Source organism: Winogradskyella sp., assembly GCF_965228925.1.
In the GTDB taxonomy this organism is placed as follows: domain Bacteria; phylum Bacteroidota; class Bacteroidia; order Flavobacteriales; family Flavobacteriaceae; genus Winogradskyella.
The window spans coordinates 4,529,916-4,543,795 of sequence record NZ_OZ245845.1 but is presented as its reverse complement, the minus strand read 5'-3'; the positions used below and the strand labels follow the sequence as shown (position 1 = coordinate 4,543,795).

Annotated in this window: 13 protein-coding genes; 4 read left to right on the top strand and 9 right to left on the bottom strand. The window is 38.7% G+C overall.

The window, feature by feature from the left end; translation table 11 throughout:
• Positions 1-99 precede the first annotated feature (99 nt).
• Positions 100-3,534 (top strand): methylmalonyl-CoA mutase family protein, encoded by a 3,435-nt coding sequence (locus ACO052_RS19085; protein ID WP_422105390.1) that lies wholly within the window; start codon positions 100-102, stop codon positions 3,532-3,534.
• Positions 3,535-4,075: 541 nt separating this feature from the next.
• Here the strand turns inward: ACO052_RS19085 and ACO052_RS19080 are convergent.
• A complete protein-coding gene (locus ACO052_RS19080) occupies positions 4,076-5,488 on the bottom strand; it encodes a sodium/proline symporter (RefSeq protein ID WP_422105389.1) in 1,413 nt (470 codons plus the stop codon).
• 247 nt (positions 5,489-5,735) lie between these two features.
• Entirely contained in the window at positions 5,736-6,131 is a 396-nt protein-coding gene (locus tag ACO052_RS19075) for a hypothetical protein (RefSeq protein ID WP_422105388.1), read from the bottom strand.
• A 115-nt stretch (positions 6,132-6,246) separates the two neighbouring features.
• On the opposite strand from ACO052_RS19075, the gene ACO052_RS19070 reads away from it, so the two are divergent.
• A complete protein-coding gene (locus tag ACO052_RS19070) occupies positions 6,247-6,687 on the top strand; it encodes an Lrp/AsnC family transcriptional regulator (RefSeq protein WP_422105387.1) in 441 nt (146 codons plus the stop codon).
• A 60-nt stretch (positions 6,688-6,747) separates the two neighbouring features.
• On the top strand, positions 6,748-7,311 hold the full coding sequence (locus ACO052_RS19065; RefSeq protein ID WP_422105386.1) for a hypothetical protein: 564 nt from the start codon (positions 6,748-6,750) through the stop codon (positions 7,309-7,311).
• 134 nt (positions 7,312-7,445) lie between these two features.
• Here ACO052_RS19065 and ACO052_RS19060 read toward each other — a convergent pair whose 3' ends face one another.
• Genes ACO052_RS19060 through ACO052_RS19040 form a run of 5 tightly spaced genes read right to left on the bottom strand, consistent with a single transcriptional unit; the run spans position 7,446 to position 11,380 of the window.
• Complete coding sequence (locus tag ACO052_RS19060; RefSeq protein WP_422105385.1) at positions 7,446-7,958, bottom strand: hypothetical protein; 513 nt, start codon at positions 7,956-7,958, stop codon at positions 7,446-7,448.
• Positions 7,948-8,778, bottom strand: coding sequence for a DJ-1/PfpI family protein (locus ACO052_RS19055; protein ID WP_422105384.1), 831 nt, complete (start codon positions 8,776-8,778; stop codon positions 7,948-7,950). The genes ACO052_RS19060 and ACO052_RS19055 overlap by 11 nt, the downstream gene beginning before the upstream one ends.
• 8 nt (positions 8,779-8,786) lie before the next feature.
• Entirely contained in the window at positions 8,787-9,170 is a 384-nt protein-coding gene (locus ACO052_RS19050; protein WP_422105383.1) for a VOC family protein, read from the bottom strand.
• 13 nt (positions 9,171-9,183) lie between these two features.
• Positions 9,184-10,155: a YpdA family putative bacillithiol disulfide reductase gene (locus ACO052_RS19045; protein WP_422105382.1), complete on the bottom strand. Its 972-nt coding sequence runs from the start codon at positions 10,153-10,155 to the stop codon at positions 9,184-9,186.
• A 13-nt stretch (positions 10,156-10,168) separates the two neighbouring features.
• Positions 10,169-11,380 carry an MDR family MFS transporter gene (locus tag ACO052_RS19040; protein ID WP_422105381.1) on the bottom strand — a complete coding sequence of 404 codons (1,212 nt, stop codon included), beginning with the start codon at positions 11,378-11,380 and terminating at the stop codon, positions 10,169-10,171.
• A gap of 312 nt (positions 11,381-11,692) precedes the next feature.
• Here ACO052_RS19040 and ACO052_RS19035 point away from each other — a divergent pair, with 312 nt between their 5' ends.
• Positions 11,693-12,295: a DUF1684 domain-containing protein gene (locus ACO052_RS19035; protein ID WP_422105380.1), complete on the top strand. Its 603-nt coding sequence runs from the start codon at positions 11,693-11,695 to the stop codon at positions 12,293-12,295.
• Here the strand turns inward: ACO052_RS19035 and crcB are convergent.
• Together crcB and ACO052_RS19025 are read right to left on the bottom strand one after the other, a co-directional pair.
• Positions 12,292-12,660 (bottom strand): fluoride efflux transporter CrcB, encoded by a 369-nt coding sequence (gene crcB / locus ACO052_RS19030; RefSeq protein ID WP_422105379.1) that lies wholly within the window; start codon positions 12,658-12,660, stop codon positions 12,292-12,294. The two genes, ACO052_RS19035 and crcB, sit on opposite strands and share 4 nt — an antisense overlap.
• A 27-nt stretch (positions 12,661-12,687) precedes the next feature.
• Positions 12,688-13,701, bottom strand: a complete 1,014-nt coding sequence (locus ACO052_RS19025; protein ID WP_422105378.1) for an SRPBCC family protein — start codon at positions 13,699-13,701, stop codon at positions 12,688-12,690.
• Between the last annotated feature and the right edge of the window lie 179 nt (positions 13,702-13,880).

The window sequence follows — 13,880 nt, the reverse complement described above, 5'->3', positions numbered from 1 at the left end:
TATGGGTGGCTTCTGAAAGTTTTAGATAATTGTTAATTATTGCTATACTTTTTTGAATATTCCGTAAATTTGTCGTTCAATTAAGTCTTTTTTTTACGAATGGAACAAGTTGCTCCCTATAAGCCCAAGCATAAAGTACGAATTGTAACTGCCGCATCTTTATTTGATGGCCACGATGCAGCCATCAATATTATGCGAAGAATTATTCAAGCCACTGGCGTAGAGGTGATTCATTTAGGCCATGATCGAAGTGTTGAAGAGGTTGTGAATACAGCGATTCAAGAAGATGCTAATGCCATAGCCATGACTTCATATCAAGGAGGTCATAATGAGTACTTTAAGTATATGTACGACCTCTTACAGGAAAAGGGTGCAGGTCATATTAAAATCTTTGGCGGCGGCGGCGGTGTTATTCTCCCAGAAGAAATAGAGACGTTAATGGATTATGGTATCACCAGAATTTATTCACCAGATGATGGTCGGGAAATGGGATTGCAAGGTATGATTAATGATTTGGTACAAAAATCTGATTTTGCTATAGGAGATCAATTGAATGGTGAGGTCAAGGTCCTTCATGAAAAGCATCCAAAGTCTATTGCTAGAGTCATTTCTGCTGCCGAGAATTTTCCTGAAGTTGCAAAGGAGGCCTTAGAGACGATCCATGCAAAGAATAAAGATTCCAAAACACCGGTATTAGGAATTACTGGTACAGGCGGCTCAGGGAAGTCGTCTTTAGTCGATGAGTTGGTACGTCGATTCTTGATCGATTTTCCAAAGAAAACCGTCGGATTGATTTCAGTGGATCCTTCTAAACGTAAAACAGGAGGTGCCTTGTTAGGGGATAGGATAAGAATGAACGCTATTAATTCCCCAAGAGTATACATGCGCAGTTTGGCGACACGCCAATCTAATTTGGCACTGTCTAAGTATGTGAATGAAGCTGTTGAGGTCTTAAAAGCTGCCGAATACGATTTAATCATACTAGAAACCTCAGGTATCGGACAGTCTGATACTGAAATTTTAGAGCATAGCGATGTGTCCTTATATGTGATGACGCCAGAGTTCGGAGCAGCGACACAATTAGAGAAAATCGATATGCTCGACTTTGCGGACTTGGTAGCCATCAATAAGTTTGATAAACGTGGCGCTTTAGACGCCTTGCGCGATGTCAAGAAACAATACATGCGTAACCATAATCTCTGGCACGCTGATCCTAATACTATGCCAGTTTTTGGAACCATCGCCTCACAGTTTAATGACCCGGGAATGAATACGCTCTACAAGGCCATTATGGATAAGATTGTAGAGAAAACAGAAGCGGATTTACAATCCACTTTTGAGATTTCCAAGGAGATGAGCGAAAAGATATTTGTTATTCCACCGGCACGTACAAGATATTTATCAGAAATTGCCGAGAATAACCGTGCCTATGATAAAACGGCCAGTGCTCAAGTAGAAGTTGCCCAAAAGCTTTATGGGATATACAAAACCATTTGTTCTGTGGCTGTCATTTCGAACGAAGGTGAGAAATCTCATCTTACAAAAAACGGGATAGATCAAGATGAGATTCTTCGCGTTGCTCAGAATGACAGTAAGGACTTTTTAAAATTACTTTTTGCCGAATTTGACCGAGTTAAACTCAACCTAGACCCTTACAACTGGGAAATTATTACAGGTTGGGATGATAAAGTAAACCGTTATAAAGCGCCTATATATGCGTTTAAGGTAAGGGATAAGGAAATTAAAATTGAAACCCATACCAAATCCTTATCACATTCCGATATTCCAAAAGTGGCCTTACCTAAATATCAAGCTTGGGGTGATATCTTGAAATGGTGCTTGCAAGAAAACGTCCCTGGCGAATTTCCTTATGCTTCAGGATTATATCCTTTTAAAAGAACAGGTGAAGATCCGACGCGTATGTTTGCTGGTGAAGGTGGCCCGGAGCGGACCAACCGACGTTTTCATTATGTGAGTTTGGGTATGCCTGCAAAACGTCTATCCACGGCCTTTGATAGTGTAACACTCTATGGAAATAATCCGGATTACCGACCAGATATTTACGGAAAAATCGGTAATGCAGGTGTAAGCATCTGCTGTTTGGATGATGCCAAGAAGTTATACTCAGGGTTCAATTTGGCGGATTCAATGACCTCGGTAAGTATGACGATTAATGGTCCCGCACCGATGTTATTAGGCTTTTTTATGAATGCGGCCATTGACCAACAATGCGAAATCTACATCAAGGAAAATGGACTTGAAAAAGAAGTTGAACAAAAAATAAAAGTCATCTACAAAGGCAAGGAGCGTCCAACCTATAACGGCGACATTCCAGAGGGCAATGATGGTTTAGGTCTAATGCTTCTGGGCGTAACGGGTGACCAAGTATTGCCAACAGCAATTTATGGAGACATCAAGGCAAAGACAATTGCTCAAGTGAGAGGAACGGTACAGGCCGATATCCTAAAAGAAGATCAGGCACAAAATACTTGTATTTTTTCGACCGAGTTTGCACTGCGATTAATGGGGGATGTACAGGAGTATTTTATAGACCATAACGTGCGCAACTTCTATTCGGTGTCTATTTCAGGCTATCATATTGCAGAAGCTGGTGCCAACCCTATTTCGCAATTGGCGTTTACACTGGCCAACGGGTTTACTTATGTAGAGTACTACTTAAGTCGAGGTATGGACATTAATAAGTTTGGACCTAACTTATCCTTCTTCTTTTCAAATGGAATCGATCCCGAATATGCAGTTATTGGCCGTGTAGCACGTAAGATTTGGGCAAAAGCCTTGAAGCACAAATATGGCGCAAATCCGCGAGCGCAGATGCTGAAGTACCACATTCAAACCTCTGGACGTAGTTTGCATGCACAGGAAATTGACTTTAACGATATCAGAACCACACTTCAGGCCTTGTATGCGATTTATGATAATTGTAATTCGCTACACACCAATGCTTATGATGAGGCTATTACTACGCCAACAGAAGAATCCGTACGTCGTGCCATGGCGATTCAATTGATTATCAATAAAGAGTTAGGATTGGCCAAAAATGAAAATCCGATCCAAGGTTCATTTATTATTGAAGAGTTAACGGATTTAGTGGAAGAGGCCGTCTTGGCTGAATTCGATAGAATTACAGAACGAGGAGGCGTATTAGGGGCTATGGAAACCATGTACCAGCGTTCTAAAATTCAGGAAGAGAGCTTGTACTATGAGACCTTGAAGCACAACGGGGAATTCCCAATCATAGGGGTGAATACCTTTTTGAGCAGTAAAGGCTCGCCAACGGTTCAGCCTGCGGAAGTCATCAGAGCAACAGAAGAGGAAAAGGAATTCCAAATAAAAACACTTCAGAATTTGCATGGCGCCCATGATACATCGGCATTGTTGAAAGACTTGCAAATGAAGGCCATCAATAATAAAAATATCTTTGAAGCATTGATGGAAGTCTGTAAGGTCTGCTCTTTAGGTCAGATTACCTCGGCTTTGTTCGAGGTTGGAGGCCAATATCGACGTAATATGTAAGCAGAGAACCAATTTTACGATAGTAAAATTGTGTGAATCGCTTACCCTGAGCCTGTCGAAGGGTCCCAGAGAACCAATTTTACGATAGTAAAATTGTGTGAATCGCTTACCCTGAGCCTGTCGAAGGGTCCCAGAGAACCAATTTTACGATAGTAAAATTGTGTGAATCGCTTACCCTGAGCCTGTCGAAGGGTCCCAGAGAACCAATTTTACGATAGTAAAATTGTGTGAATCGCTTACCCTGAGCCTGTCGAAGGGTCCCAGAGAACCAATTTTACGATAGTAAAATTGTGTGAATCGCTTACCCTGAGCCTGTCGAAGGGTCCCAGAGAACCAATTTTACGATAGTAAAATTGTGTGAATCGCTTACCCTGAGCCTGTCGAAGGGTCCCAGAGAACCAATTTTACGATAGTAAAATTGTGTGAATCGCTTACCCTGAGCCTGTCGAAGGGTCCCAGAGAACCAATTTTACGATAGTAAAATTGTGTGAATCGCTTACCCTGAGCCTGTCGAAGAGTCTCGTTGATTTTGATGTTTTGTTTAGGCTTTCTTTAGAACCTTATTCATAATCAGTTTTTCAGACAGAAGAAAAACGAGTAGACTTACTAAGAATCCTGGTAGAAAAGCGGGTATACCATTACTGCCATAGCCAATCGCGTTCCAAACAATAGTGGTGCCTACTCCAAAGATGAGCATCGCTAGAGTCGTAATCTGAGAAACCTTTTGCTTGAGAATTGCCAATACTAATAATGGTGTAAAGGCGACACCCAGGACAGACCAAGACATTACGACGGTTTTAAAAATACTTTTACTGCCATAGATCGCAATTAAAGCTATAAAAACGGTAATGGCCAATGTGGCAATTTTGTTATAATAAATCGCTTTTTTTGGGGAAATCTTCTTTGCAAATAAATCTCTTACAACAGCAGAAGAGCAGACCAGTATTTGAGAATCTGCAGTGGATATGGTCGACGCAAAAATTCCGGCTAAAATTAGACCGAGAAAGAAGTCAGAAAAAAACTCATTGGAGAATTTTAGTAGTGCTATCTCTTGATCGAACGTTGAATTGGCATAATAGACACGGATGGTCAAAGACAATACAAAAAGCATACTCACAAATAGAATCGTAAAAAACATAAAATAGAGCGACGCATTTCTAGAGCTTGTTTTCCCCTTTTTTAATGCCATATATCGGTTCATAACGTGGGGCTGACCTAATAGCCCCATACCGTGAAATAGCCAACCTATAGCGAAAGCAAAGAGTCCAAACTTTAAATCTTTGGGATAGAAGCTCACTAAATCATAATCTATATGTTCTAGCTCGGTATATAGATTGGTGATACCTCCTATTTGGTTTAAGGCATAATAACTTAAAAGCCCGACGGCAATCAGCATTAAGAGACCTTGTGCCGCATCGGTCCAGATAGAAGCCCTAATACCTCCATAGAAAGAGTAAGTTAGGATAATTACGGCTGCTATGACTATAGAGGATACTTGGTTCCAGTTGAGAATCTCTTCAAGGGCTTTGGTACTCGACAGGATCTGAGAAGAGGCATAGATGCCTAGGAACAAGACGACGACAAGGGCCAAGATCTTTCGCAAATATTCATAGCCTCCCGTTAGTTTGGTAATAAGCTCTATATAGGTTAACGATCCCGTTTTTTCTGTTTGCTTCTGAATGAATTTATTGAAATTAGTAGACAGGAATTCTCCTAAAAACATGAAGAAAATAAACCAAATGGCCGATATGCCATGTACAAAAATATAGCCTACAAAACCGGTGAACATAAAGCCACTGAACGTAGAAGCCGCCGCTGAAATTCCAGATAGCATAGGAGATACATTACTGCTGGCCAATAAATAATCTTCAGAATTGTTTTTTCGTAGTTTATGGGAATAGATACCAATCCCAATTAAAAGTAACAGAAATACCGTGAAATAAAATGTGATCATGCCCTCAAAAAATTGACATTAAATGTCATAAAGGCATCAAAAGTATTGTAACTTTTTACAATATCACTACCCAATGCCTAAATTTTTATGGACATAACCTAAAAGAAGACGACATATATCTATAATAATGGGCGTTCGATAATGGAAAATGTAATAACTAAGAACTATGTAGTTGGGTACTTTGAAATTGGTATTGATAACCTGTTCGGTCAGAAGACATACCGTTAAAACATAGCAAGCAATACGATTAGAGTGTCATCATCCAACTACGCTGTAGCTTTCTAAACGTTTTAAGTTCGCCTTTCAAAATAGGTAGATAATCTCTGCCATTACTTTTGGAGCGCTCTAGCCGTCTACAATTACTGTATAATTTATTGGTAAGACGTTCTAGGCTTTCTAAATGCTTATGCTTTTTCTCAGAATAGCGCTCGCGTTCGGCATTAATAATTTCTGGTGCCAAATTAGAGGATTGTTGTACAATATCTCCTGAGAAGTAAATATCATTATCCTCGGTACCATCATGATTTAAATACGATAAATCGTGATTGAGATAGGTAGAAATACTGCGAGAAAGCATAATGATATCCATTGCCTTTTTATATACAGGCAATTCTGATAAGTGGGACGGTAGGTTATAATTCATTTTCAATAGCAATTAACACGAAATTACGGAGTAGTAATGAGATTATACTTTACTTTTTAAAGTAAAATGCTATATTTGATTTAAAATACATGTTAATTTTTGTAAAAAATATTAAATGAGTATTGATAGCCTAAATTGGAAGATTTTAAAATGCCTTCAAGAGAACGCACGGATGTCTAATGCAGAGATTGGAAGGCGTGTCGGAGTCAGTTCTCCAGCAGTAAGTGAGCGCATTAAGAAGATGGAAGACGCCGAAATTATTCAGGGATATACCACCTTTGTATCTCCATTTGAAGCGGGCTATCAATTAAAAGCCATAATTACCTTAAGGGCATTTATGGGGATGTTAAAACCTTTTCTTGAAAAGGTAAAAACCTATGATGAAGTGGTTAACTGTTACCGAATCACTGGGAATGACAATATTGTTATGGAAGTTGTTTTAAAGAATCAGAAACATTTGGAGTCGTTTATTGACCAACTCATTACCTATGGTGAAAGTAGGACACAAATTGTGTTATCCCATGTTGTTCAATATAAAGAAATAAGTCCAATTTGATAGCCCATATACTTGTAGTCCAAATCTTAATTATTATTTTTAGCGCCTAAAACTTTATTTATGAAAATACTCCAAACACTTACGTTTATATTAGTTATTTCTTTATGTAGTCAATCTCAAATCAATGCGCAAGAGGCCTTGACGCCTCCATCAGAAGGTAAGGCTGTCATTTATTTTTTAAGAACGACATCCCTTGGTGCGCTTATGAATTTTAGACTCTTTGATAAATCACAGATTATTGCAAAGTACAAGGGGAAAAACTATGTGCGCTATGAGTGTGATCCCGGTGAAGGTATTTTTTGGATCAAAGCAGAGAACATCGATTTTATAGAAACTGATCTTGAAGCAGGTAAAATCTATTTGGTTGAAACAAATGCTGTAATGGGTGGATTTTCAGCAGGAGTAAAATTTAAACTGGTCGATTATTCTGACGAAAAGCAGATGAAACGTATCAACAAACTTTTAGAAGAAAAGGAGGCCAAGGTGTTTACGGAAGAGGAATTGAAAGAAGAACAAGAAGATAATAAAACAGTCATCCAAAAAGGTATGGCTAAAGTGGTCAAGAAAAGAAAAAAAGGCAAAAAAATAAAGCGACTCACCGCAGATATGGATTATAAAATTTAATTAATAACCTTTTTAAGATCGAATAGAGAATCTTATTCAAGATCCCTGTTCTACCGGTCTATCTGCTGAAGATTGGGCACTAATATGACCTCAATTTACAGTCTGAGTATATTACAGCTTTATTTATTGTAAATTCAATCATCACTATCGTTAAAAAAATGGTCTGGATCGGTTGGAAGATCATCATCTGGATCATGGTCATCATAGTTAACTCCAGGTGGATTGAAAAGCCCCCAACGATCAATAATATAATTCCACTGGTCAAACGTTTTTACCCATTCAGCGAAGAGTATTCTAAAGGCTTCAACTTCGGCTCTCAAAAGGTCTAAATACTCCTCATCCTTGTAGCCGTGCATTTGAAGTCCTCTAGCATCAGTAATTAATTCTCTGGCTGCTTTTCTAATGATTGTAGCGTTTTCCATACGTAAATCGTAGATCGTATCTTCGCTTGCGACTCCAGCGATTTTAGCCGGAATAACCATGGCGTTTTTTCTAAGATATTCTAGGTGATGCTTTATCATTTCGCCTTGGATGTCTTCTTCAAACTCAATATCTGTTTGTTCAACAACCTTAACGATGTGATCAACCAACTTTTCTATGTCCATCGCCTTTTTAAAAAGCGGCAGTTCTTCCCATTCATTTCTCATAGGATTTAGTTTTAATAACTAAATGTGGTACTTGATCTAAATTCCAATCAATAACCAATCCACCGGCCAAGGATTGGGCAATGGCTTTGCCATATAAATACTCACTTAAATAAAGGGCGGCTTCAAACGATTTTGCGCCTCCTGCTGAGGTAATGTACTTCCCATCGTGCACAAAAAGCACCTCTTTTCTAATGTCTAAATGAGGAAACATTTCACGCATTTTATCGATATCGCTAGGGAAAGTTGTCGATACCACGCCATCTAACAAGCCTGCTTTAGCAAGAACAAAAGCACCATCACAATGTGAGGTGATAAATTGGGCGTCTTTATCCACCTGCCGTACAAAGTTGAGCATCACCTCGTCTTCCAAGTCGGTATCTAAATGATGTTCCGCACTTGGGACCACAAGGATATCAATTTTTGGCAAATCATCCGTAATATAGTTAAAGTCAGGGATTAAACGCATCCCTTCAAAGGTGGTAATTGGGCCATTGGTATTGGCCACCGTAAAGGCGTTCATGGCTTTAATACCATCTCGGAATATGGTATGCTGAAAAATATCATAAGGGGCTGTGAGCTCTGTATTATAAACACCATCCATAATTAAAAACGCGACATTATAACGATTGGGCTCAATTTTAGGCAACTTTTTGTCATTCTGAACTCCTGTACTGAGCGCCGCGCCTTCCAAAGTCTTGTATGTCGGACTGGCAATCGAAGTGTCATCTGGACCCTCTGATTTTTCATTTGAATCCTTACAGCTTAGATTGATTAAAAGCGATATAATAATTAAAACTATTTGGAATTTGAATTTTGTCATTTGAAATTTTAGTTTTTTAGTCTCCAAGGTGGATTTTTTCTATTCTCGCCAGCACTGTATAAAATGATAGAATTACCATCAGGATCGTACAGATGGGCTTCCCGCCATAGCCAAGGCTTATCTTCAGGTTCACTTGTAAAAGTAATGCCTTTTTCTTGGAGTTGTGATACCACCTTGTCTAAATTTTCATTCTCAAAATACATCGTCATACGATCCTTTCCAGTGGGTAATTCTTCGACAACATGAATGGAGAAGGTACTGTCGCCATCGGGGCATTCAAACCTGACGTACCTTGGTAGAGCGTCTACAATGAGAAGTAAGCCTAGTTTTTTGTAGAATGCCGTCGCCTTAACAACATCCAATGAGGGAATCGTAATTTGATTTAAATTCATGGGTGTAAATTTTTCATAAGTTATCTTCTAAGGCTTCAGCTATGATTTTAGCATGTACACGCGAGTTTTCAATAAACCATTTATGGGTTTCCATACCGCCGCAGATAACTCCAGCAAGATATAGACCTTCAATATTAGATGCCATAGTATCTGCACTATAACTTGGAATATGTTTTTCGTCTTCGGAAAAAGTGACGCCAGCGTTCGCCAAAAATTTAAAATTAGGGCGATAGCCGGTTAAGGCAATCACATAATCATTGGGTAGCGTTTTTTCTCCATTTGGTGTTGAAATGAGGATCTCGTTAGATCTAATTTCTTTTATTTCAGAATTAAAATAGGCGGTAATGCTACCTTCTTCAATTCTATTAATGATATCGGGTCTTACCCAGTATTTTACACGCTTTCCTATAGCCTCGTCTCTTACAATCATAGTCACATGTCCACCTTTACGATAGATTTCCAAGGCTGCATCAACAGCGGAATTGCTTGCGCCTACGATGGCTACGTTTTGTAATGTAAATGGATGTGCTTCTTTATAATAATGAAATACCTTAGGCAAATCTTCACCGGGAACCTTCAATAAATTTGGGATGTCATAAAATCCGGTGGCAATAATGACACTTTGTGCCCTATAGCTCTGCTTAGTCGTTTCAACTTCAAAATGGATATCATTTTTATTTATTGATGTTACTTCTTCGTATAAATTAATCTCCAATTTGTTTGACGTAGCTACACGACGGTAATATTCCAAGGCCTCGTTTCTCGTTGGTTTAGCATTATTGCTAATAAAAGGAATACCATCGATTTCTAATTTTTCTGAGGTTGAAAAAAAAGTCATGTTCAACGGATAATTAAAAAGCGAATTGGTGAGCGCGCCCTTTTCAATAACTACATAATTCCAATGTCGCTTTTTACATTCCAGAGCACAGGCAATCCCAATAGGTCCTGCGCCAATAATGATAACATCCATAGCTGTTTTTTTCATAACATAGTCCCGTTTAAAGTTTCTGTTTCACACGTTTATGTAGCCAATAGGCCAATAAAATACCCAATATACCATAACCAAAGGTAACCAACCAGTTAATCTGGAATCCGTATACATCTACAATACTAAGTCCGATTTTTGGACTGAATATATGGGCCATGGAAAAAGACATGGCATATAGTGCCATATAACTACCTTCTAGGCCTTCTTTTGCACGTTGAAGCGCAAATTTGTTGGTGTATGGGAAACCAAGCGTTTCACTGAGGGTCAAGAGCACCATATTTATAATGAGGATGCCTATCCAGAAATTTTGATACAGAACCAAAAAGCCTAGTGATAGCAAAACACAAGCCATAAGGATATGTTTGGTAACCGGAATTAGTTGCTTTTCCAAATAGTTCAACAATGGCATTTCAAAAATGACGATGATGGCCACATTCAAGAATAGGAGAATCCCAATTTTGAATTCATCAAGTTGAAATATTTGATTGTAATACAAGGGCATTGTGGTAAACAACTGAAAAAATGCCATCCCGAAGAGAAAACATATCACAGAATGGATCCAGAACGATTTGTCTTTGTAAACCGCATTTTTATCTAAATTTTGATGCTTTTCACGTGTTTCTGCAGGTTTTACCTTTGGGTCTTTAACCAAATAGCTAAAGAGCAGAATGGCAATAATACAGGTTAAACCATCAATCCAGAACAAAATGTTATAGCCTTCCAACACAATAATCAAACCCGCCAGCGTAGGACCAATACCCATTCCCGCATTAATCGCCAATCGTAATAAACCTACGGATCGCGTTTGATTTTCAGGCTTACTATACGTTTTAATAGCCACAAAAATTGCCGGGCGAAAACTATCGGCAATGGTCATGGTAATTAATATACCGATACAAAAGCCCCAAAATGAGTTGATGAACTGCAACGAAATAAAACACAAACCCGTTAAGAAAAGACTGGCGATCATGACTTTATAGAATCCAAAAATGTCGGTCAGTTTACCGCCTAATAAGGAACCAAAAAAAGAGCCAATGCCAAAGCATGCAAATATGGAGCCAATATCAGCTTCAGAAAACCCCATATCATTTTTTAAGTACAAAGACAAAAAAGGAATGACCATAGTACCTGCTCTATTCACCAAACTGATTAAGGAGAGATACCAGATTTCTCTAGATAGTCCTTTAAAGGATTCGAGGTAGTTAAAATAGAGTTTTTTCATTACGCATTGGTTTTTAAGGTTAAGATCCCGATATCCATCGGGATACGTTCAGTTATCATAATTCAATGCGTAAACTTTTGAATTAAGAACTTCACTAAAAATAAAAAGTCCGACGGTGACGTCGGACTTTTACATATTGTTTAATCGTATATTTATATAGCTACAATAGATCGTACATCCGAGTGTGTTCCGAAGAAACCACAGAGGCTTGTTTTGTATATCTATTGATTTGTAACATTTGTTGTTTGTTTTACGGTTCAAACATACAATAAAATTTGAGAAGTTGTATTTTTGGACCATAAATATTTTTCTATGAAGAATTTCCTAATAGTTTTTTTAGTCGTATTTACCTCGGCTTGTGCTCAAGATAAACAAATGCTGGCGGGTGAAACGGAATGGCAAAAAGAGATGAATGCCGATTTTAAGGATGCCACAAAATCGCCTCTTAAAGATAAGGACCGAAAAAGGTTTAAGGGATTAGATTTTTATAAATTTGACTCTACCTATGTTGTCACGGCTCAACTAAAGAGGACTCCCGAAGCGAAGCCTTTTAAAATGAAAACCACAACCAACAGACGACCAGAATATGTGCAGTTCGGTGTTGTGACTTTTACACTCAAAGGAAACGAATACCAGTTGAATATATACCAAAATCTCGGACTGATAGAGAAGGAGGGCTATGAGGATTATTTGTTTTTACCCTTTTTAGATGATACCAATGGTAACGGAAGTTATGCAGGTGGCCGTTATACTGAAGCAAGATTACCAGAAGGGGATACCATGGTCATCGATTTTAATACGGCTTATAATCCGTATTGTGCCTACAATGAAAAATATTCCTGTCCCATTGTACCAAGAGCCAATTATTTACCTCTAAAAATCGAAGCTGGGGTTAAAGCCTTTAAAAAGCACTAGGCTTTTACCAAATGTATACCGAGGAACACGGCTAAAAACCCAATAATAAAGCTAGCTATAGTGTAGATGGCAAAGCTTGTGAAATCTCCTGATTTTAAAAAGACATGGTTTTCATAAGCAAAAGTCGAAAAGGTGGTAAAGCCTCCGCAGAATCCTGTAGCCAATAAAAGGGTCTGACTTTCTGATAGGCTATTGTGCTTTGCCGCCAGACCAAGGATAATTCCAATCAATAAACTGCCTAGAATATTGGCCGCAAAGGTACCGTAAGGTATACCGTCACTAGAACTATTGAGCCATTTACCAATAACAAACCGAAGCACACTACCAAAGCCACCCCCAACAAAGACCAAAATAAGATGTTTCATATGCATTTGCCACAAAAGCGGTTGGCCTTAGTCTTTTAGCGGAATATAGATTTCAGTTTTCCAATCAGCGGGATTAGGATACAGCCCTGGATCGTTAGTGTAAATTTCAAAAGGTTTATGTTCCGATGGTTCTAAACCTTGTTCGGCGATATGCTTCATGGTCGCTTCCCAGGCTTTGGGAAGATTCTCATAGTTCCCCATTAATGTCGTCTTTAAGACCTTCATTTTTGGCATAAAGTCTATGGAAACATCCGCATCCGCAGGAATTTTAACACGTTCCTTAACAGGAATACCATTACTCATGATTATATTCTCGGCCATTTCATTGTACACCGTAAGTGGCATTCCAGACTGTTTCAGTCCGTTTTGACCCATAAATTGCATTATAGCTCCAAAACTCTCCGCCATTTTAGAGCTAATATTAGTCGAATTCGCATTGGTAGTTTTATAAAGGTAAAAGCCACCGCCATATTCGGTAATACCGTTGATGTCAATCGTATAACGTTGCATATCAGCCACTAAGATACTATCGAGTTTTTCTAGGCTACGCTCGTAATGTGGACCGATTTGTTTTTCCATACCTCCCATTAAAACCGAAAACAATTTGAACATAAACGGAAGATTTTCCCCTTTAATATTCCAAGTGACTTCCGTAGTACCATCGGCATTGGACTTTAAGTCCCAGGCTATGTTCGACGGTGGAAATTCCGCAAATTGCATTTCTTGGGTAATCGAGGTACTTGGTGTTGCAGCAAGTGTTTTCATGGTACCAATACCGTCCTTATCTTCCCAAGAATACGAGCCACCCACACCTTGGGTTTTTTCGGGTAGCGTAAAGGTCATGTCCGGGTCGGCTTCGGCCCAAGAGGACCAGGCTTTCCAGTTTTTAAAATCAATGATATTGTCGTAAACCATAGAAACAGGAGCTTTCATGGTTCGGCTGCGTTTTACCTCAAAAGAATTAGGCTGTACGGCAATATAAATGGAAAAGCCTATGATGATAACAAGCAGCAATAACAAGATGTATTTGAATGCTTTCATTTTTAGATTGATTATTACGTTAGTAGTTCTTCAAAGATAGCAATTAAAGTAAAACAACGCATTGGCGCACAGTGCAATTGTTAAGCTCTTGTAAGAAAGATGGGGATAGTTTTCGCGCTTAGAGTGAATTTAAAAAGCAATAAAAGAGTAGAGTTGGCTTAATAGATTGATTCTTTTGT